The organism is Sphingomonas faeni (assembly GCF_040407565.1).
Classification (GTDB): Bacteria; Pseudomonadota; Alphaproteobacteria; order Sphingomonadales; family Sphingomonadaceae; genus Sphingomonas; species Sphingomonas faeni_F.
Genome location: NZ_JAPZPR010000001.1, coordinates 390038 through 408680 on the forward strand (window position 1 = coordinate 390038; position 18643 = coordinate 408680).

Here is an 18643-nt window from a genome sequence, read left to right on the forward strand (position 1 = left end):
CTTAATTCTTCCCCCCGACCGGAACGACGGTCAATGAATTGCCGCGTGCAACCCGCACGACCGGGCCCTGCACCGCGACGGCACCACCCCCTGCGGCCGGTGCAACCGGCACGCCCTGCATCGCCTGGCCGCCGCCTTCGACGGTCTTGCCGGGCACCGTGCTGCGCTGGTAGCGCGAGACGTCGGCACCGGTCTGGTAGCTCGACGCACCGGCGGACGGCTGGCTCGCGAGCCGCACCATCATCGCCTTCTCCGCCTTCGGATCGTTGCCGTCGGGCACCTTCACCGCGCCCGACGCGATCGCTTCCTCGAGCTCGGCTGAATTGTCGGCGATCGAGCGCAGCGACAGCGATAGCGACCCGAGCGTCTGCGCGACGGCGACCTGCTCCGCCATTTTCGGCGTCGCCTCGATCGTCACGTTCGAGAAGGTGCGGACCTGCGTCTTGCCGTCTTCGCCGACGAGATTGTCGGTGCGCTGGTCGGTGGCGAGCACGCGAATGTTGCGCATGATCGTCTCGGACACCTTGAGCGGCTGGCCGTCGCCGCCCCCCGCCACGGTCTGTGTGAGAACGAGGTCGATCCGATCGCCCGGGAACACGAAGCCCGCGACCGCCGCCTGCGCCGACACCGGCACGGTCACGGCGCGCATGCCTGGCCCGAGTGCCGCCGCCAGGAACCCACGATCGCCGGGTTTCACCAGCGACCCCTGCGTCACCGGCTGTCCGGCGGTGATGATGCTGCGCACCACCGTGCCCTGCAGCGACTGGAGGTTGGTCTTGTCCCGGAGGTAATAGGCGTTGTCGACCAGTTCCTTCGGCCAGGGCTGGAACTTCAGCGCGGTGGCATCGAGGATCGTGCCGACCGGCAGCGAGCGCGTGGCCACCAGCACTTCGGGACCGTCGACGACCGGCGCGGCCATGGCGACGGCACCGGCTTGCGGCGCCGAACTCCCGGCGATCAAGGTTCTGGCAAAGAATGCCGTGATGGCTGCAACTATCAGCGCACCAACCAGCAATACGATCTTGCGACTATCCATGACTACATCGTGCCTTTCAGGCGCCGGGAGTGTGTTCCGGCATTAATCATCACTGAAACTGATTAAGGAGTGGTTCGCGCAGAGCGAGAAGTCCGGCGATTGCTATTGCGACGCCGTAGGGAACCTCGATCTGGCCGGAGCTCTTCTTGTAGGCGCGCTCGATCATCATGACGATCGTGACGAGTCCGCCAGCGATCGACATTACCATCAGCATCGACAGGAACGCCGGGAACGGCAGCCACAAGGCGAGCGCGACGATCAGCTTCACGTCGCCGCCGCCCATCGCGCCTATGTGGAAGGCGACCAGGAACACCGCGAACACCGCAAGCGCACCGCCGATCTGCAACGCCATGTCGGGCCAGATCGCCAGCCCGCTCGCATACCACCACAGCGGCGCCAGCAACGCGACGGTCGCCGTCTTCCAATTGGCGATCTCACGCGTTCGTGCATCTTCGATGCCCGCGGAGACCAGCAGGCCTCCGAGCGAAAGAATCAAAATTGGAAGAGCAATGTTCCACCCCATCGGCTAGGTCCTAACCGAGATGGCTTTCGAAAAAGTAACCGTCCCCGGTAAGCGTATTCCTGCATCGCCTTCCGATGCCCCCGGCGCGCCATCCGAGGCAGGGCACCCGGTCGGCCCCGCCGCGTTTCGCCGGACGATCCCGGCCGATGCGCGTATCGGCTATTGGACGGCACCCGATGGCTGGAAGCTGCGCCGCTTCGACTGGCCGGCTGAGGCGCCACGCGGACGCCTGCTGTTCCAGACCGGTCGCGGCGATATCTTCGAGAAATATCTGGAAACATTGGCGGAATTGCGCACGATGGGGTGGTCGGTGACGGCCTTCGACTGGCGTGGCCAGGGCGGCTCGGGCCGGCTTTCGAGCAATCCCAATGTCGGCCATGCCAGCGACTTCGGCGTGTTCGATTCCGACCTCGCCGCGTTCTGGTCGGCGTGGCAGGCCGAAGATGTCGGTGCGGTTGGTCCCAGCGTCATCATGGGCCATTCGATGGGCGGCATGATGGTGATGCGCGCGCTGGCGAATCGGACGATCCGCCCAGATGCGGCGATTCTCGTCGCGCCGATGATCGGCCTTAAATCCCCGCTGGGTTCAGCCTTTAGCGGCCGGATCGCGGCATGGATGGCGCGCCACGGCGACCCTGCCCGCGCGGCATGGCGGACCAACGAGCGCCCCGGATCGGTCGCCTCGCGACAGGCGCTGCTGACGCATGACGTCGATCGCTATCGCGACGAGCGCTGGTGGCAGGCGCGAAATCCGGAACTTCGCCTCGGACCGCCGAGCTGGTCGTGGCTTGCCCAGGGTTTTGCCGGTGCCGCCGCGCTGGCGATCGATCCGGCCGTCGAATCGATCGACACGCCGATCCTCATGTTGATCGCCGAGACCGATAAGCTCGTCGATTCGCGTGCCGCGCTCCGCCTCGCCGCGCGGTTGCCGAACGTGCAGGTGATGCGATTCGGCCGCGAATCCGCGCACGAGATCCTGCGCGAGGCCGACGGCGTCCGGGGGCGTGCCATGTCGGCGATCGCATCCTTCCTTGCGGCGTGCCTGCCGACGCGACGATGACGACCACATACGATGTCGCGATAGTCGGCGCCGGCATGGCGGGTGCCAGCCTGGCCGCAGTAGTTGCGCCGCATGCCCGGGTCGTCGTGCTCGAAGCCGAGGATGCGTTTGGGTATCATGCCACCGGGCGCTCGGCAGCCTTCTGGTCGGAAACCTATGGCGGTCCGGATATCCAGCCGCTCACCACCGCGTCGGGCCCGTTTCTCCATGCCGGCGGCCATCTGTCGCCGCTTGGTTCGCTGCACATCGGACGGGCCGAGGACGAAGCCGCGATCGAGGCATTGCTTGCTACGTTCGCCGGGAGCGACGTCATGCTTCACCGCGTCGATCCCGCCGCGTTCGTGCCGGGCCTGCGCGCGGATTGGACCCTCGCCGTGCACGAGCCCAGCAGCGCCTATATCGACGTTGCGGCCCTCCACGCCTGGAGCATCGCCATGGCTCGAAATGCCGGCGCCGACTTCATCACCGGCGCTGCGTTGATCGCGGCCACGCACGCCGACGGCCGTTGGACCATCGACACCGCCGCCGGCGGATACCGGGCTCGTCTGCTCGTGAATGCGGCCGGTGCCTGGAGCGATGTCGTCGCCGCCCGAGCGGGGGTGCGTCCGCTCGGGTTGCAGGCGTATCGCCGGACGATGGCGCAGGTGCGGACCGATCCCGGCGCACCCTCGGACCTGCCGCATGTCGCCGATGTCGCGGGTCGCTTCTATTTCAAACCCGAACCCGGTGGCCGTATCTGGCTGACGCCGCATGACGAGATCCCGACCGCGCCGTGCGACGCCGCGCCCGAGGAGATCGACGTGGCGCTGGCGATCGACAGGTTCGAGCGCGTTGTCGACTGGCGCGTCGACGCGGTCGAACGGCGTTGGGCGGGGCTGCGTACGTTCGCGCCCGATCGCCTGCCGATCTACGGCTTCGATCCCCGTGTGCCGGCATTCTTCTGGTGCGCGGGGCAGGGCGGTTTCGGCATCCAGACCGCACCCGCCGCCGCCTTGCTCGCGGCCGGCGAACTCCTCGGGACCGCGCCAGATCCGGCGGTCGCGGCGATCGATCCCGGCCGCTATTCGCCTCGCCGATTTTGAGCTAGCCTCGAACCGCTTTCGATGAGGGTTTTCGACGAGGAGTATCCGGGATGGCGCACAAGTTCGTGATCGAGCGGAACAAGGCCGGCGAGTATGTCGCCAAGTTCAAGTACAATAGCGAAGTGATGTTCTGGACCGAAGGCTATTCGAGCAGGGCAGGCGCGAAGAACGCGATCGAGTCGATCATCAAGAACGGCCCGACCGCATCGATCGAAGACGCCTGACGATACCGACCGGGTCGATCAGCGTCGCGACCGCCAGACCCGAGTCGTTGCGCCCTTGTCGGCGAACAGAGCAGGTGCATCGTGCCGACACCGCTGTTGCCGCGCTCCCGCGCAATCGTCCATTTTGGATATGGACAAGGTTTCGTATGCCAATCTGGCGTCCGATTCTGCCGTTTCATTGAATAATTCTGCCGAGATCGCGGCAAGAATTCAACGAATTTGACTGCATCGGCAGAAATAGAGAAATGTTAGTTTTTAGATCTGGTTAACGCGCCATAAAACTCCATGTAGGCAAGCACTTGAGCCCGTATTCCATAAGCGAATGCGGCGCCGATACTGCTCGCTACCACGGTGTGGATGATGGTGGAGCCCTATGGAAAACCTGTTTGTAGGCAGCGCGGTTTCTACGATCAGCGCGCGCGGCGAGTTGGCACTCCCCGATCATTTCTGTGTTGCGATCCAAGCGCGATCCGCGCGCGACGAACTGTTCATCGGGCTGCACGCGGAGGATCCGTGCATGCTCGTCTACGATCGCCACAGCGTTGCCGAGGAGCATGCTACGCTCGCGGAACGCGCGGTTGGTGCCGACTGGGAGCGGGGGGCGCGCGATACGCTGTTGCGGCGTCGGCTCGGGTTCGTCGCGCCGGCGCAGATGGACGGCAAGGGGAAGCTGCGGATCGCATCGTGGATGCGGGCGCGGCGCGGGGTCCGCCAACGCGCGTTGCTGGTCGGCATGGGCCGGCATTTCGAAGTGTGGAACCTCGATCAGGTCCTCGAACAGGGGCCGGGCGACCTGATCGTGCTTGCCGCGCTGCATCTCAACACGTCGATTATCAAGGAGGGACATCATGAACCTGCTCTGTCACGCCTCGGGGCACGTCGCCGCGCCGCTCGTCCTGGAAAATCAGGGATTTCTGTTCAGCCGGTGCCAGCGTTGCCGGCACGACCTGATCCGCTCCGCGCGGTTGGCGGCCGGCTCTGAAGCAGCCGATAGCTGGACCAGCGTGCCCGAAGGGTTTCGCGTGGCGTGGCGCTCGGCTGACGTGTCGGCGTTCGACCAACCGTCCTGGCTGCAGCAATCCTGGGCGCGGATGCGCGAGCGGGGGCAGAAGTCGGCGACCGCGCTGACCGACGCGGCGCATGTCGCGGTGGCGGTGGTCGGCTGGCATGCGAGCGACGCCGCCCGCCGCGCGAAGGACACGACGCTTGCCGCCTATCGCTCGAGCCGTCGCGTCATCCGCCTGCCGCGCCCACCAAGGCCGTCGCACGCCGGGGTCGTCATCATCAACGTGACGCTGAACCGCGATCAGTCATGGCGCGATTCGGTCCATCCCGACACGCAGTTCGGCGACGTGGTCGGCGCGTAATCGGCGCTTGGCGACGGCGCCAATGAGGCCTAGGTCGTTGTTACTATGACAGGTTTTCGCAGGTCCCTTGCGCGTACACTGCGCACCATGCTCGTCGCGATCTTTGCAGTCTTGCTGTTCATGCGCGTCGGTCCGCTCTGCGAATCGGTTGCCAGCGCGGCCGCTCCTGCCGCGTCGACGATGGCCGACTGCGACCACGCGGCGGCGCCGGTCGAGCCCGGTTCGGCCAGAAAAGTCGCTGCCAGCATGTGCGGCGTCAATTGCATCGCAGTGGAAACAGCCGCGCTGGACCAGTGCGGCGGGGGCCATGTGCCGACGATGTCGGCCTGGCCGCTTGCGCCGCTGACGCTGACCGGCTTCGCGTCGGGCCCATCGCCGCCGCCGCCGCGAGAGATGTGACGCAGACGTTTACCGCATCACATTTCCAGAAAGATCCAGACCATGACTCTCAAGCTGATCGCCGCCGCCCTGGCGCTTACCGTGTCGACCGCTGCGCTCGCCGCTGCACCCTGCTGTGCCACGATGGCGTGCTGCAAGGACGGTGCTGATTGCTGCAAGGACGGCAAGAAGGACTGCTGCGACGACGCCAGGATGGCGAAGATGCCAGGCATGAAGGCGATGCCTGCCAAGTGATCGACGCCGGGGGGCGGGGCGCCGCTCCCCGGTCATCGTGAAATCAGCGCCGCCCGGCTGCGACCGCGGCGTCGCTTGCGAGCTTGTCGGCGCGTTCGTTTTCCGGATGGCCGGCATGGCCCTTGACCCATTGCCAGACGATCTGGTGGCGACCGACCGCGGCAAGCAGCGCGTGCCAGAGTTCGGCGTTCTTGACCGGCTTCTTGTCGGCGGTCTTCCAGCCGTTGCGCTGCCAGCCCTTCACCCATTTGGTAAGACCGTCCATCACGTACTTGCTGTCGGTATACAGCGTCACCGCGCACGGCCGGGTCAGCGCGTTGAGCGCCTCGATCGCTGCGGTCATCTCCATGCGGTTGTTGGTCGTCGGGGTTTCGCCGCCCGACAGTTCCTTTTCGTGCGCGCCCATCCGGATCACCGCGCCCCAGCCGCCCGGACCGGGATTGCCCTTGCACGCGCCGTCGGTAAAGATTTCGACCTTGGTCATGGTGGGAGCTTCGGCGTCGTCGGTCATGCGAACAGATCGTCCTTGAGATAGGTCTCGAGCCGCCGCCAATAGGCGAGCGGATCCTTGCGCGTCACCAGCGCATCGGCGGGCGTGTTGAGCCAGTCCCACGCACGCGTCAGCAGGAACCGCAGGCACGCGCCACGCGCGAGGATCGGCAGCGCTGCACGTTCCGCCTCGGATAGCGGGAAGCGGCTCGCATAGCCGTCGATCAGCGCCTTCCCGATCGCCGGATCGTAGGTCGTGCCATCGCCGTCGAACGCCCACGACGTGTGCATCACCGCCAGGTCGTAGGCGCGGATATCGGTGCAGGCGAAATAGAAGTCGATCACACCGGTCACGCGGTCGCCGAGCATCAGCACGTTGTCGGGGAACAAGTCCGAATGAATCGCCGCCATCGGCAGGTCGCGCGGCCATTCCGCCAGCACAGCGGTCAGCGCCGCCTCGGTCCGGTCGAACAGGCCCGGCGATATCGTATCGATGTCGCGACCGCAGCGTTCGAGGAACGGCCGCCACGTATCCGCGCCGAGCGGGTTCGCACGGGTCTGCGTGAACCCGGCGAGACTCTCGTGCAACTGTCCCAACGCCGCACCCGCCGCACGGGCTTGCGCGGGCGTCGGATGCGAGACCGAGACGCCGGTGAGGAACTCGATCAGGCACGCCGACCGTCCGGCGAGCTGCTGGATCGCCGCACCGTCGCGATCGGGCAGCGCGCGCGGCACCGGGTTGCCGTCGTCGGCGAGATGATCGAGCATCGCGAGGAAGAACGGCAGGTCGTCGGTCGACGTGCGCTCCTCGTACAGCGTCAGGATGAAGCGGTCGGCGGTGGTGTCGACAAGGTAGTTGCTGTTCTGCACCCCTTCGGCGATGCCCTTGGCCGAGAGCAGGCTGCCGTGATCGAAGCGCGCGAGGAAGTCGCCCAGCGCTTCCGCCGAAACCTGCGTATACACCGCCATGCTAAGCGGCGGCCTCCAGCCCGCGGGGCAGTTTGAACGCGATCGTCTCGCGGTTCGTCTCGACCTCGCGCTCCGACACCGTGAAGCGCTCGGACAGCCGGTCGACCAGTTCACGGACCAGCAGTTCGGGGGCGGAGGCGCCAGCGGTGATCCCCAGCGTGCCGACGCCTGTCAGGAAGTCCCAGTCGAGTTCGCTCGCCCGCTGGATCAGCATCGCCGGCGTCCCCTCGCGCTCGGCGACCTCGACCAGCCGGACGGAGTTGGACGAGTTCGGCGCACCGATCACCAGCATCGCATCGCAGCTGTGCGCGATCGCCTTGACCGCGGTCTGGCGGTTCGACGTCGCGTAGCAGATGTCCTCGCCGCGCGGCGGCAGCATCTGGGGAAAGCGTCGCTGCAACGTCGCGACGACGGCGGCGGTGTCGTCCACCGACAGCGTCGTCTGCGTCAGGAAGGCGAGGTTGCTCGGATCGGCGGGGGCGAAGACCTCGGCATCCTCGACCGTTTCGATCAGCGACATCGCGCCTTCCGGCACCTGCCCGAACGTGCCGATCACCTCGGGATGCCCGGCATGACCGATGAACACGATATGCCGGCCCGCGCCGACCAGGCGCTCGGCTTGGCGGTGCACTTTCGACACCAGCGGACAGGTCGCGTCGAGATACTCGAGCCCGCGATTTTGCGCGTCGAGCGGCACCGACTTGGGTACGCCGTGCGCGGAGAATACGACCGGGGCGCCGTCTGGCACTTCGTCCAGCTCCTCGACGAACACCGCGCCCTGCGCCTTCAGCGTGTCGACGACGAACTTGTTGTGGACGATCTCGTGGCGGACATAGACCGGCGCGCCATGCTTCTCGATCGCCAGTTCGACGATCCGGATGGCGCGGTCCACGCCGGCGCAAAAGCCTCGGGGTGCTGCGATCAGCAGTTCGAGCGGCGGCTTGTCGATTGGGCTCATGATGCGCCTGCCTCTACGCGATTGCTTGCCTGGACGATAGCCGGTTCCTATGGTGCGCGGCGACAGGGGCCGCTTGCGACATGCGGTGGCCCTTTCGCTCGTTCGAGAAGGTAAGCGTCGCCGTGAAAGCCCCCATCCTCGCCGTTTCGGCAGTTGCGATCCTCTTGGGCGGGTGCGCCGGCAAGGGCGAAGTCGACGCGACCGGCGGCATCTCCGCAGTCCGCTCGGTCTGCCCGCCCGTCGCGATCCCTGCCGCGACCGGCGACATCACGCTGTTCGATCCAATCACCAGCCGCGACCAGTCGGCGATCGACGTCGTCGCGCTGATGACCAACGTCCGCTCGACCTGCGCCGACGCGACCGATCAGGTCCTCACCAATATCACCTTCGACGTGCGCGCGCGCCGCAGCCGCACCGAGGGGCCGCGCGACGTGACGCTGCCGTATTTCATGACCGTGGTTCGCGGTGGCAGCGCCGTCGTCGCCAAGCGCGTCGGTCGGATCGCACTGCATTTCGATGCAGGCCAGGCGCTGGCCACCGCATCGGGCACCGCATCGTCGACGGTGACACGCTCGGCAGCGACGCTGCCCGACGATGTTCGCGAGAAGCTGACCCGCAAGCGCAAGGCCGGCGATCAGGACGCGGCGGTCGATCCGTTGAGCACGCCTGAAGTACGGCAGGCCGTGCTGCGCGCGAGCTTCGAGGCGTTGGTCGGCTTCCAGCTTACCGACGACCAGTTGAAGTACAACGCGACCCGCTGACCCGGTCTGCGCAACTGCAGGATAGCGAAAGGCCCGCCCCCGGAAGGGGAGCGGGCCTTTTTCGTTACTTGTCGCTGCGGACCAGTTCGGTTTCCGCAAGATGCTCGGCGAGGAACCACACCTGTGGCTCGTGCGTGCGGACGATGTTGCTTACCAGCAGATCGTTGGTGCCGTCGTCGCCCGATTCATCGGCGGCTTCGGCGCCCTCATGCGCCTGGCGCAGGATGATCTCGTGCGCCTCGAGCAGGCGGGCGAGCTGCGTCGGAACGTCCTCGCGACCCTTTGGCGGGCGGGGGATCGTCGTCATCTCGGCGACGTCGTGCGCCATCGCGATCGAGATGCCGCCGAGCGCCATGATCCGCTCGGCGATAAGATCGACGAGCGCGGCCTGCTCCTCGTAATGCTTGTCGAGCAGAAGGTGCAGTTGATAGAAGGTCGCACCCGACATCTGCCAGTGATGCTTCTTGTACATGTCGCGGATCGTCATCGTGTCCGCGAGCACCTGATTGAGGATGCTGACGCTCTGCGCGCGGGCGTTGTCCTCCAGCGCGATCGGCAGACGCTTGAGCGTGCCGAACGGCTGGATTTCGCGGTACTCGACCTTGTACTGCGGCTGTGCCTCGACCGATACGTCGGTCGCGCTGAGCGCCTTGGGAAGCTTTGCGGGTTTCTTGGCCATGGGACTATCCTATCCGCTTGAGTGATCTGCAGGGGGCGAGCGATGCCCGACCGTTCGGGTCGAGTCTCGCCGTACCAGAGCCACCATAACGCACAGCGACGACGATCGGCCAAATGCGAAATCATCGTTCACCGTGATCGGGGATCACTCCCTTCCGCGCGCGGCCCTTGACGGATCGGCATCGGCAAGGGAAGCGGGGGAGGAATTCGGAAAGCAAATTGGGAGTTGAGGATGACGGAAGCACCGCTCGTGGCAGGCATCGAGCTTGGCGGAACGAAATGCATCTGCATCCTGGCGCGCGGACCCGACCAGATCGAGGAAACCGTGCGGATTCCCACGACGCGTCCCGAAGAGACGCTGGCGGCGATCGAGGCGGTGCTGGATCGGTGGAGCGGGTTCGTCGCGATCGGCATCGCCAGCTTCGGGCCGGTCTCGATCGATCGTCATTCGCACGATTATGGTCACATCACCACGACGCCCAAGCCCGGCTGGGCAGGCACCGACATCGCTGGCCGGCTCCAGCGCCGCTACGGCGTGCCGACCGGGTTTCATAGCGACGTCGTCGGCGCCGCGCTCGCGGAGGCGCGCTGGGGCGCGGCCAAGGGGTTGCCCGACATCGCCTATGTCACCGTCGGGACTGGCGTGGGTGCCGGCATGATTGCGAACAACCGTCCGGTCGACGGGCTGACGCATTCCGAACTCGGCCATATCCGCCCGGCACGTTTCCACGGCGACGAATGGGTCGGCAACTGTCCGTTCCACGGCGCCTGCATCGAGGGCCTCGTGGCGGGCCCCGCGATCGCCGCGCGGATCGGCCATCCCGCCGACGAGGCGCCGGCCGACCATCCGGTATGGGACGGCGTCGCCGATGCGCTCGGCCAATTGTGCCACACTTTGGTGCTGACCGGGATCCCGCGCCGGATCGTCATGGGCGGCGGCGTGATGGGGGCGTCGCACCTGTTCCCGCGCGTGCGGGCGGCGATGACGCGCAGCCTCGGCGGGTATATCACGCTACCCGAAGTAGCGTTGACCGACACCTTCATCGTCCCGCCCGCGCTCGGCAACAATGCCGGCCCGCTCGGTGCGATCGTGCTGGGCGCGCAGGCCTTGGGACACCAGCTCGAAACGTCATTTACGCCGTCTTAACGGCGTCCGGTTACCGCTCGATACCGACAGCGAACGGCAATGCAGCGCACCCGCACGAACCGCGGATGCTGTCGCCTACAGGGAGCGGTATCGGATGCGTATTCTCATCGTGGATGACGAGCCGGCGATGCACGACAGCTACCGGCGCAGCTTTGCCCGGCAGCGTTCGGGCAGTGGCGACGCGCTGGATGCGATGGCGGCGGAACTGTTCGGCACCAGGCTAGCCGAGATCGACGATCGCCCCGAGTTCGATCTGACCTATGTCGATCAGGGGCTGGACGCGGTGGCGGCGGTCGCGCGGTCGCAGGTGGACGGTGATCCGTTCGCCGTGGCGTTCATCGATGTTCGTATGCCGCCCGGTCTCGATGGCCGCGAAACCGCGAAGCGTATCCGCGCGCTCGATCCGGAGATCAATCTCGTCATCGTCACCGGCTTTTCCGATTTCTCGCCGGTCGAGATCGGCAAGGTCGCCGGGCCTGTCGACAAGATCTTCTACATCGCCAAGCCGTTCGAGGTCGCCGAGATCACGCAAATCGCCTCCGCGCTCGTTCGGCGCTGGCAGGTCGATCGCGAACTGGTTGCCGTGCGCGATACGCTCGCGGCGCAGGTCGTCCAGCTCGGCGAGCAGGCCGCCGAGCTGGCCGCGAACGAAAGCCGCGCGATCCACATCGCCACGCACGATTCGCTGACCGATGCGCCCAACCGGCTCGCATTCCTGCGTGCGCTCGCCGAACGCACGCGCGTAGGGGGGCTGTTCGCGACCGTCATGGTCGACCTCGATCGGTTCAAGCTGGTCAACGACACGCTTGGTCATCTGGCAGGCGACGCGCTGATCCGCGAAGTCTGCGCGATTCTTCACCGCTCGGCACCCGACGATGCGCTGGTCGCGCGACTCGGTGGCGACGAATTCGGGATCATGTTCGATGCCGAGAGCGAGGCCGCCGCGGTGATGGCCTGCGACCGGATCGTCGTGGCCTGTTCGGTCAGCGTCCAGGTGTTCGGCAATTCGGTACAGGGCGGTGCGTCCGCGGGGCTGGTGGTCACCGAAGGGGGGCGGGGATACGACCCGGTCGACGTGCTGCGGCGTTCCGATCTGGCGCTCAACGACGCCAAGCGCGGCGGCCGGGGCATCGTTCGTGTCTTCGACGAGAGCATGGACGAAGGGATCCGGTTCCGCCGGCGGGTCGAGGGGGGCCTCAGCCAGGCGATCGCGAAGGGCGAACTCAGCCTGGTCTATCAGCCGATCGTCTCGCGCGATGCGATCGATGTGGTCGGGTTCGAGGCGCTGGTCCGCTGGAACACGCAGGAATACGGGCTGATGAGTCCGGCGACCTTCATCCCGATCGCGGAGGAATCGAACCTCATCCACGAACTCGGCGACTGGGTGCTGCGCGAGGCGCTCGAGGTGTTGAAACAATGGCCCGGACAATATGTCTCGGTGAATTTCTCGCCGCGCCAGTTTCGCCGTCACAACTTCGTCGGTCATATCATGCAGAGCGTCCAGCGCGCCGGGATCGAGCCTGCGCGCGTGCAGATCGAGATCACCGAAACCGCGATCTTCGACGATGCCGAGCGGGCGGCGGATACGCTTTACAAGTTGCGCCAGATGGGTTTCCGGATCGCGCTCGATGATTTCGGGACGGGCTATTCGAGCCTCTACAATATCCGCAAGTTCGCGCTCGACTGCCTGAAGATCGACCGCTCGTTCATCGACGGCATGGGGCGCGAGCGCGAGAGCGCGGCGATCGTCCACTCGATCATCCACCTGGGCCGCGCGCTCGGGCTGGGCGTGATCGCCGAGGGGGTCGAGACGGAGGCACAGGTCCAGGCGCTGCGTCTTGCCGGCGCCAGTCATCTCCAGGGCTATTTCTTCTCGCGGCCGGTGACCGCCGACATCGCGCTCGACATGGCGCGTGCCGGCATCCTGGACGGCAAGGACGATATTGCCGGAGATTCCGCGCCGCTCGGGCGACTGGGGCTCGGGGTCCGGGGGTGATCGCGCTGCCTGCCAGCCTCGCGCGACGATGGGGGCGGATGCGAAGCTCGGCGTCGCTGGGAGCAAAGTTGATACTGATCATGACCGCGGTCGGCATCGTCGCGGCGATTGCGATCTCGCTCCTGCTCGCCGCGATCATCACGCCCAGCTTCACCAAGCTGGAGGACAAGGCGATCGCGGGCCATGTCGATCGCACCCGCCAGGTTCTGGCCGACTATGCGGACAAGATCGCCGGCACCGTGCGCGATTACGGCGACTGGAACGACAGCTATGCGTACATGGCGCATCCCGACTCCCGGTTCGAACGCGCGAGCGTCTCCTCGTCCGCGATGGCGAATATCGGCGTCGACGGCATCGCCTACGTCACGCCGCAGGGGCGCGTAGTGATTGCCCGCTGGAGCGATCCGGTGAATGGTCTGGAGAATGCCGCCAAGCGCCAGCGGCTGCTCGCGACGATCGGCCGGATCGATCCGACCCGCGTGTTGGCCGATCGTCGGTCGCGACATTTCTATGCTCGCTTGGGTGACAGCGTCGCCGCGATCGGCATCGCGCAGGTTCGTCGATCCGACGGGACCGGCAGTCCGCGTGGCTACGTGCTGCTCGCGCGTGTCATCACCTCGCAGCGGGTGTCCGATATGCTCGGGCTCGACGCTCGGGTCGACGTCGCAGCGGACGGCGACACCCAGACGGTGACCTCCACCGCGACGCAGATGACGATCGCGGTGCCGATGATCGGGGCGGATGGCCATGCGGTCGCGACGACCCGGGTCACCGTACCGCGCGAGGTGTCGCTGCTCGGTCGCCGCATGCTCATGTTCGCGGTGGCGGGTTCGACGGTGCTGCTGCTGCTCGTCCTGATCGCGTTGCGGCGAATGATCGCGCGCCTCGTGCTGGGCCCGCTGCACCGCGTCGAACGCCAGATGCAGCGGGTCCGTGCCTCTGGCTCGCTCGCGCTGCTCGAGGAGGATGGCCGGCGCGACGAAATCGGCTCGCTTGGCCGCAGCTTCAACGCGATGCTGCGGCAGTTGCAGGATCTGCGCGAACAGATCGAGGTCCAGTCGTTCGATCTCGGGCGCAGCGAGAGCGCGGTCGCAGTCATGCACAACGTCCGCAACGCGCTGAACCCGATCAGCACGATCCTCAGCCAGGGAATCGCGCAGGCGCCGCCGATCGACCGCATCGCGCTCGACCGTGCGATCCGCGAACTCGCGCGCAGCGACCTGCCGGACATGCGCCGGCTGAAACTCACTGCCTTCGTCACCGCCTCGGTCGCGGCCGAAGCGGCTAGCCGGGCGGCGATGCGCGACGAGCTCACCATCGGTCGCGAGGCGATGGCGCACGTGCTGGAAATCATCGGCCGGCAGCAGCAAGCCGCGCACGAGCGACCTCGGCTCGACGTGTGCGACGTCACCGACATCATCGCCCGCAACGCGACGATCGTCCGTTATGCGCAAGGCGCGTCGATCGCGTTCAGCTTCCCCGCCGGGTCGGTCTATGTACTCGGCAGCCGCGTGATCCTGAGCCAGGTGATCGGCAATCTGTTCGGCAATGCGGTGGAATCGATTGCCGCGCGCGGGCTGGGAACGGGATCGATCTCGGCGGCGATCACGCAGGGCGACGGGCGTGTGACGATCGCGATCCGCGACGACGGCGAAGGCTTTGCCGCCGATGTCGGCACTACGCTGTTCCAGCGCGGCTTCTCCACGCGCACGCACAAGTCGGGCGGATTGGGGCTGCATTGGTGCGCGAATTCGGTCAACGCGATGAATGGCACGCTACGGGTGGAGAGCGACGGACCGGGGCTCGGCGCGGTCGCGATCCTGACGCTGGATGCCTGCGACGCCGGGGTGGCGCAAGCGGCCTAGCAACGCGCGTCGCCGCTTTCACAACAGGCTCGGCTGAACCTCGTCGTCGTCGCCCATGATCCCCGAAAGCGTCAGACCCAGCAACCGCACCCCGTCGGGTACCGGCAACTGCATCATCAGCAACTCCAGGCCGGCCGCCAGGAACGCCGCCTTGTCCGTCACCGCCGCCTGAGACGAGCGCGCGCGCGTGATCGTCCGGAAATCGGCGTGGCGCAGCTTCAGCGTCACCGTCCGGCCGCGCGTGCCGTGCCGCTCGATCCGCACCCACGCCGCGTCCGCGACCCGGTGCAGCGCTGCGCGCAGATCTTCCGCGGCAGAGAGATTGGTCTCGAACGTCCGCTCCGCGCCGACCGACTTGGCGGCGCGGTTGACCCTTACCGGACGATGATCGATCCCGCGCGCCGCGCCGTAGAGATAGTCCGCATAGCTGCCGAAATTGGCCTGGAGGAAGGCGAGGCTCCGCTCGAACAGGTCCGCGCCGGTGAGGATGCCGAGCCGCTCCATCTTCTGCGCGGTCACCGGTCCGACACCGTGGAAGCGCTTGACCGGCAGCGACTGGACGAACGCCGCACCGCGCCTTGGCGTGATGATGCAGATCCCGTCGGGCTTGTTCTGGTCCGAGGCGAGCTTGGCGATGAACTTGTTGTAGCTGACCCCGGCCGACGCGGTCAGCCCGGTATCCGCCTTGATCCGCGCGCGGATTTCCTCGGCGATCGCCGACGCGGTGCCGAGGCCGCGAATGTCCTCGGTGACGTCGAGATACGCTTCGTCGAGCGACAGCGGCTCGATCAGATCGGTGTAGTCGGCGAAGATCGCGCGGATCCGGTCGGAGACTTCGCGGTACACGTCGAACCGCGGCGGCACGAAGACGAGGTCGGGACAGCGGCGGATCGCGGTGACCGACGGCATCGCGCTGCGTACCCCGAACGCGCGCGCCTCATAGCTCGCCGCCGCCACCACGCCACGCGCCCGCGACCCGCCGACGGCGACGGGTTTTCCCTTCAACGAGGGGTCGTCTCGCTGCTCGACCGACGCATAGAAGGCGTCCATGTCGACATGGATCACCTTGCGCTGGGCGGGCGGCTGGGTAGGAGGGGCGACCATTTACGCGTTAGATAGGCGTGGCGAGGGCGACGATACAGGGCGCGGGCGCAACCAAATGCGTGTCCGCGCATACTGCCGACGGGCAAACCCCTGTAGCGTTGGGCAAACGAAGGGACGCGAATGCAGGTCGGGACGGAATGCTGGAAGGTCGAGCGCGCCGAGCAGATGGCGGTGATCGTCGATGCCGCGGACTATTTCCGGACCGCGCGCGTTGCGATGATGGGCGCCAAGCGTCGTATCCTGCTGATCGGCTGGGACTTCGACGCGCGCATCCAACTCGAACCCGGCGTCGACCGGCCCGGCGAGCCCAAGACGCTCGGTGAGTTCATGCTGTGGCTGGTCGAGCGCGAGCCGGGCCTGGAGATCTTCGTGCTGCGCTGGGATACCGGCGCGATCAAGTCGCTGTTCCGCGGTTCGACGATCATCACGATGATGAAATGGATGCGGCACAAGCGTATTCACACCAAGCTCGACGGGCATCATCCGACCGCGGCGTCGCATCACCAGAAGATCGTCATCATCGATGATGCGCTGGCGTTCTGCGGCGGGATCGACATGACCGGCGACCGCTGGGATACGCGCGAGCACCGCGACGACGAGCCGCACCGGGTCCAGCCATCGGGCAAGCCGTACAAGCCGTGGCACGACGCGATCAGCGCGGTGCAGGGGCCCGTCGCGCACGCGCTGGGCGAGCTGTTCCGCCGCCGGTGGCATCTGGCGGGCGGGATGAAGCTGGCGGCGGGCGAACCGGGGGGCAAATTCTGGCCCGAGGGGCTTGACGTCGATTTCCGCGACGTCGACGTCGCGATCGCGCGCAGCGAGCCCGAAATGCCCGATCAGGTCCCCGTGCATGAGAGCGAGGCACTGTTCCTCGGCCAGATCGCGCGCGTGAAGAAACACCTGTATATCGAGAGCCAGTATTTCGCCTCGCGCAGGATCGCCGAGGCCATCGCCAAGCGGCTCGACGAGGCGGACGGTCCCGAGATCGTCATCATCAACCCGACGACGGCGCAGGGCTGGCTCGAGCCGATTGCGATGGATACCGCACGTGCGCGGCTGATGGAGGCGCTGCACCGGCGTGACAAACACCAGCGGCTGCGCATGTATCATCCGTTCACCAAGCGCGGCGAGGCGATCTACTGCCACGCGAAGATCCTGATCGCCGACGACGACGTGTTCCGGCTTGGCTCGTCGAACATGAACAACCGCTCGCTCCGGCTCGACACCGAATGCGATCTTGCAATCCGCGCAAACGATGAGGCGACGTCGCGGGGTATAGCCGCGATCCGGGATGGGCTGATCGCCGAGCATCTGGGGGTCGAGGTCTCGGTCGTGACCGATCTGATCGCCGAGACGGGATCGCTGATTGCGACCTTCGAGCGGCTGCGCGGAGAGGGAAAGACGGTCCAGCCCTACGAGGTTCCCGATCTGACTTCGGTCGAGGAATGGCTCGCAGACAACGAGGTGCTTGATCCGGAAGGGCCGGAGGAGATGTTCGAGTCGCTCAGCAAGCGCGGGCTGTTCCGGCGCTGGCGGCGGAAGAAGTAGGTCCGATCTTTGATCCTCCCCCGCAAGGGGGAGGTGGCACCGAAGGTGACGGAGGGGGAGGCCGGCGCCACATCTGTTCCGTGTCCTCCCCCTCCGACTGGCAAGCGCCAGCCACCTCCCCCTGGCGGGGGAGGATAAAACCTCCCACGCACAAGAAAGACCGCGGCACCCCCCGGTACCGCGGCCTTCATGCTCCCGAAAAATACAGGGGAGTTACGCGACCTGGGCTTCGAGCACCTCGTCAGGTTCGCGCAGCACATAGCCGCGACCCCAGACGGTCTCGATGTAATTCTCGCCATCGCATGCCAGGCTGAGCTTCTTGCGGAGCTTGCAGATGAACACGTCGATGATCTTCAATTCGGGCTCGTCCATCCCGCCGTAGAGGTGGTTGAGGAACATTTCCTTGGTCAAGGTGGTGCCCTTGCGGAGCGACAACAGCTCCAGCATCGCATATTCCTTGCCGGTCAGATGGACCCGGCTGCCATCGACTTCGACCGTCTTCGCGTCGAGATTGACCGCCAGCTTGCCGGTGCGGATGACCGACTGGCTGTGGCCTTTCGAACGGCGGACGACGGCGTGGATGCGCGCGACCAGTTCCTCGCGGTGGAACGGCTTGGTGACGTAATCGTCCGCGCCGAACCCGAAGCTGCGCACCTTGGAGTCCATCTCGTTGACGCCCGACAGGATCAGCACCGGCGTCGACACGCGCGCGACCCGCAGGCGCTTGAGCACGTCGTAGCCGTGCATGTCGGGAAGGTTCAGATCGAGCAGAATGATGTCGTAATCATACAGCTTGCCCAGATCGAGGCCTTCTTCCCCGAGATCGGTGATATAGACGTTGAACCCTTCGGTCGTCAGCATCAGCTCGATAGCCTTGGCCGTCGTCGGCTCGTCCTCGATCAGCAGCACCCGCATGCGTCGTCCCCTGTTCGCGAGACCACTCGGCACCCCATGCCAGCAGCTCGACTTCGATTCATTAACCACACAACATCTGAAGGCAAAAGGTTAATTTCGATTTAAGCGTGGGTGGAGCGATCGCCCGGATTCCGATTAACTGCTTCTCTTCCTTACAATTCATTGTCCCTGGACGAGGTTCGCGCCCGGGCTATGCCGGATCGCAGTATCGACCCCGGGGCCTGGGCAAGCGCGAGACTTCGGCGTCGGACTGGCGCCGTATTGAGGTCCGTGCGAGCCGCACCGTAC

The 18643-nt window shown here is 66.2% G+C and carries 20 protein-coding genes; 12 read left to right on the top strand and 8 right to left on the bottom strand.

The annotated features are described in order from the left end of the window. Window position 1: 1 nt before the first annotated feature. Both cpaB and O6Y00_RS01580 read right to left on the bottom strand, forming a co-directional pair. The gene (cpaB, locus tag O6Y00_RS01575) at window positions 2-1036 is read right to left on the bottom strand and encodes a Flp pilus assembly protein CpaB (protein WP_353440900.1); all 1035 of its coding nucleotides are present in this window, start codon (window positions 1034-1036) and stop codon (window positions 2-4) included. Between the two features lie 49 nt (window positions 1037-1085). Next, window positions 1086-1559 (bottom strand): A24 family peptidase, encoded by a 474-nt coding sequence (locus tag O6Y00_RS01580; protein WP_353440901.1) that lies wholly within the window; start codon window positions 1557-1559, stop codon window positions 1086-1088. A gap of 19 nt (window positions 1560-1578) precedes the next feature. Here O6Y00_RS01580 and O6Y00_RS01585 point away from each other — a divergent pair, with 19 nt between their 5' ends. The 7 genes from O6Y00_RS01585 to O6Y00_RS01615 all read left to right on the top strand — a co-directional run bounded on the left by O6Y00_RS01585 (window position 1579) and on the right by O6Y00_RS01615 (window position 5925). Then, a complete protein-coding gene (locus tag O6Y00_RS01585) occupies window positions 1579-2619 on the top strand; it encodes an alpha/beta hydrolase (protein ID WP_353440902.1) in 1041 nt (346 codons plus the stop codon). Further along, window positions 2616-3701: an NAD(P)/FAD-dependent oxidoreductase gene (locus O6Y00_RS01590; protein ID WP_353440903.1), complete on the top strand. Its 1086-nt coding sequence runs from the start codon at window positions 2616-2618 to the stop codon at window positions 3699-3701. Before O6Y00_RS01585 ends, O6Y00_RS01590 begins: the two co-directional genes overlap by 4 nt. Before the next feature lie 50 nt (window positions 3702-3751). Next, entirely contained in the window at window positions 3752-3925 is a 174-nt protein-coding gene (locus O6Y00_RS01595; protein ID WP_353440904.1) for a YegP family protein, read from the top strand. Between the two features lie 373 nt (window positions 3926-4298). Then, the gene (locus O6Y00_RS01600; protein ID WP_353440905.1) at window positions 4299-4907 is read left to right on the top strand and encodes a hypothetical protein; all 609 of its coding nucleotides are present in this window, start codon (window positions 4299-4301) and stop codon (window positions 4905-4907) included. Next, the gene (locus O6Y00_RS01605) at window positions 4891-5292 is read left to right on the top strand and encodes a hypothetical protein (protein ID WP_353440906.1); all 402 of its coding nucleotides are present in this window, start codon (window positions 4891-4893) and stop codon (window positions 5290-5292) included. Before O6Y00_RS01600 ends, O6Y00_RS01605 begins: the two co-directional genes overlap by 17 nt. 87 nt (window positions 5293-5379) lie before the next feature. Next, the gene (locus tag O6Y00_RS01610; protein WP_353440907.1) at window positions 5380-5691 is read left to right on the top strand and encodes a hypothetical protein; all 312 of its coding nucleotides are present in this window, start codon (window positions 5380-5382) and stop codon (window positions 5689-5691) included. A 42-nt stretch (window positions 5692-5733) separates the two neighbouring features. Beyond that, complete coding sequence (locus O6Y00_RS01615) at window positions 5734-5925, top strand: hypothetical protein (protein ID WP_353440908.1); 192 nt, start codon at window positions 5734-5736, stop codon at window positions 5923-5925. Window positions 5926-5968: 43 nt separating this feature from the next. On the opposite strand, the gene rnhA is transcribed toward O6Y00_RS01615, so the two are convergent. From rnhA to ispH, 3 genes are read right to left on the bottom strand one after another with little or no spacing between them, the layout of a single operon-like run. Continuing rightward, window positions 5969-6436, bottom strand: coding sequence for a ribonuclease HI (gene rnhA, locus O6Y00_RS01620; protein ID WP_353440909.1), 468 nt, complete (start codon window positions 6434-6436; stop codon window positions 5969-5971). After that, the gene (thrB, locus tag O6Y00_RS01625; RefSeq protein ID WP_353440910.1) at window positions 6433-7383 is read right to left on the bottom strand and encodes a homoserine kinase; all 951 of its coding nucleotides are present in this window, start codon (window positions 7381-7383) and stop codon (window positions 6433-6435) included. The genes rnhA and thrB overlap by 4 nt, the downstream gene beginning before the upstream one ends. 1 nt (window position 7384) lies before the next feature. Further along, entirely contained in the window at window positions 7385-8341 is a 957-nt protein-coding gene (gene ispH / locus O6Y00_RS01630) for a 4-hydroxy-3-methylbut-2-enyl diphosphate reductase (RefSeq protein WP_353440911.1), read from the bottom strand. A gap of 158 nt (window positions 8342-8499) precedes the next feature. On the opposite strand from ispH, the gene O6Y00_RS01635 reads away from it, so the two are divergent. Further along, window positions 8500-9102 (top strand): hypothetical protein, encoded by a 603-nt coding sequence (locus O6Y00_RS01635; protein ID WP_435368583.1) that lies wholly within the window; start codon window positions 8500-8502, stop codon window positions 9100-9102. Window positions 9103-9166: 64 nt separating this feature from the next. Here the strand turns inward: O6Y00_RS01635 and O6Y00_RS01640 are convergent, their stop codons facing one another. Continuing rightward, a complete protein-coding gene (locus tag O6Y00_RS01640; RefSeq protein ID WP_353440913.1) occupies window positions 9167-9781 on the bottom strand; it encodes a Dps family protein in 615 nt (204 codons plus the stop codon). Between the two features lie 231 nt (window positions 9782-10012). Here O6Y00_RS01640 and O6Y00_RS01645 point away from each other — a divergent pair, with 231 nt between their 5' ends. The 3 genes from O6Y00_RS01645 to O6Y00_RS01655 all read left to right on the top strand — a co-directional run bounded on the left by O6Y00_RS01645 (window position 10013) and on the right by O6Y00_RS01655 (window position 14788). Continuing rightward, on the top strand, window positions 10013-10927 hold the full coding sequence (locus O6Y00_RS01645) for an ROK family protein (RefSeq protein ID WP_353440914.1): 915 nt from the start codon (window positions 10013-10015) through the stop codon (window positions 10925-10927). A gap of 94 nt (window positions 10928-11021) precedes the next feature. Next, a complete protein-coding gene (locus tag O6Y00_RS01650) occupies window positions 11022-12923 on the top strand; it encodes a putative bifunctional diguanylate cyclase/phosphodiesterase (protein ID WP_353440915.1) in 1902 nt (633 codons plus the stop codon). Between the two features lie 68 nt (window positions 12924-12991). Beyond that, entirely contained in the window at window positions 12992-14788 is a 1797-nt protein-coding gene (locus O6Y00_RS01655; RefSeq protein ID WP_353440916.1) for a CHASE4 domain-containing protein, read from the top strand. Window positions 14789-14806: 18 nt separating this feature from the next. Here the strand turns inward: O6Y00_RS01655 and dinB are convergent, their stop codons facing one another. Continuing rightward, window positions 14807-15892 (bottom strand): DNA polymerase IV, encoded by a 1086-nt coding sequence (gene dinB, locus O6Y00_RS01660; protein ID WP_353440917.1) that lies wholly within the window; start codon window positions 15890-15892, stop codon window positions 14807-14809. 120 nt (window positions 15893-16012) lie between these two features. Between dinB and O6Y00_RS01665 the strand changes: the two genes are divergently transcribed. Beyond that, on the top strand, window positions 16013-17440 hold the full coding sequence (locus tag O6Y00_RS01665) for a phospholipase D-like domain-containing protein (protein ID WP_353440918.1): 1428 nt from the start codon (window positions 16013-16015) through the stop codon (window positions 17438-17440). 213 nt (window positions 17441-17653) lie between these two features. Here the strand turns inward: O6Y00_RS01665 and ctrA are convergent, their stop codons facing one another. Continuing rightward, window positions 17654-18355, bottom strand: a complete 702-nt coding sequence (gene ctrA / locus O6Y00_RS01670) for a response regulator transcription factor CtrA (protein WP_055872989.1) — start codon at window positions 18353-18355, stop codon at window positions 17654-17656. Between the last annotated feature and the right edge of the window lie 288 nt (window positions 18356-18643).

What these genes read in the sequence shown, in the direction of transcription:
- O6Y00_RS01610 (WP_353440907.1), top strand. Translation starts at nt 5,380, where the DNA reads ATGCTCGTCGCGATCTTTGCAGTCTTGCTGTTCATGCGCGTCGGTCCG.
- dinB (WP_353440917.1), bottom strand. Translation starts at nt 15,892, where the DNA reads ATGGTCGCCCCTCCTACCCAGCCGCCCGCCCAGCGCAAGGTGATCCAT.
- O6Y00_RS01600 (WP_353440905.1), top strand. Translation starts at nt 4,299, where the DNA reads ATGGAAAACCTGTTTGTAGGCAGCGCGGTTTCTACGATCAGCGCGCGC.
- O6Y00_RS01585 (WP_353440902.1), top strand. Translation starts at nt 1,579, where the DNA reads ATGGCTTTCGAAAAAGTAACCGTCCCCGGTAAGCGTATTCCTGCATCG.
- cpaB (WP_353440900.1), bottom strand. Translation starts at nt 1,036, where the DNA reads ATGGATAGTCGCAAGATCGTATTGCTGGTTGGTGCGCTGATAGTTGCA.
- O6Y00_RS01645 (WP_353440914.1), top strand. Translation starts at nt 10,013, where the DNA reads ATGACGGAAGCACCGCTCGTGGCAGGCATCGAGCTTGGCGGAACGAAA.
- O6Y00_RS01665 (WP_353440918.1), top strand. Translation starts at nt 16,013, where the DNA reads ATGCAGGTCGGGACGGAATGCTGGAAGGTCGAGCGCGCCGAGCAGATG.
- O6Y00_RS01640 (WP_353440913.1), bottom strand. Translation starts at nt 9,781, where the DNA reads ATGGCCAAGAAACCCGCAAAGCTTCCCAAGGCGCTCAGCGCGACCGAC.
- rnhA (WP_353440909.1), bottom strand. Translation starts at nt 6,436, where the DNA reads ATGACCGACGACGCCGAAGCTCCCACCATGACCAAGGTCGAAATCTTT.
- O6Y00_RS01595 (WP_353440904.1), top strand. Translation starts at nt 3,752, where the DNA reads ATGGCGCACAAGTTCGTGATCGAGCGGAACAAGGCCGGCGAGTATGTC.
- ispH (WP_353440911.1), bottom strand. Translation starts at nt 8,341, where the DNA reads ATGAGCCCAATCGACAAGCCGCCGCTCGAACTGCTGATCGCAGCACCC.
- ctrA (WP_055872989.1), bottom strand. Translation starts at nt 18,355, where the DNA reads ATGCGGGTGCTGCTGATCGAGGACGAGCCGACGACGGCCAAGGCTATC.
- thrB (WP_353440910.1), bottom strand. Translation starts at nt 7,383, where the DNA reads ATGGCGGTGTATACGCAGGTTTCGGCGGAAGCGCTGGGCGACTTCCTC.
- O6Y00_RS01580 (WP_353440901.1), bottom strand. Translation starts at nt 1,559, where the DNA reads ATGGGGTGGAACATTGCTCTTCCAATTTTGATTCTTTCGCTCGGAGGC.
- O6Y00_RS01615 (WP_353440908.1), top strand. Translation starts at nt 5,734, where the DNA reads ATGACTCTCAAGCTGATCGCCGCCGCCCTGGCGCTTACCGTGTCGACC.
- O6Y00_RS01590 (WP_353440903.1), top strand. Translation starts at nt 2,616, where the DNA reads ATGACGACCACATACGATGTCGCGATAGTCGGCGCCGGCATGGCGGGT.
- O6Y00_RS01650 (WP_353440915.1), top strand. Translation starts at nt 11,022, where the DNA reads ATGCGTATTCTCATCGTGGATGACGAGCCGGCGATGCACGACAGCTAC.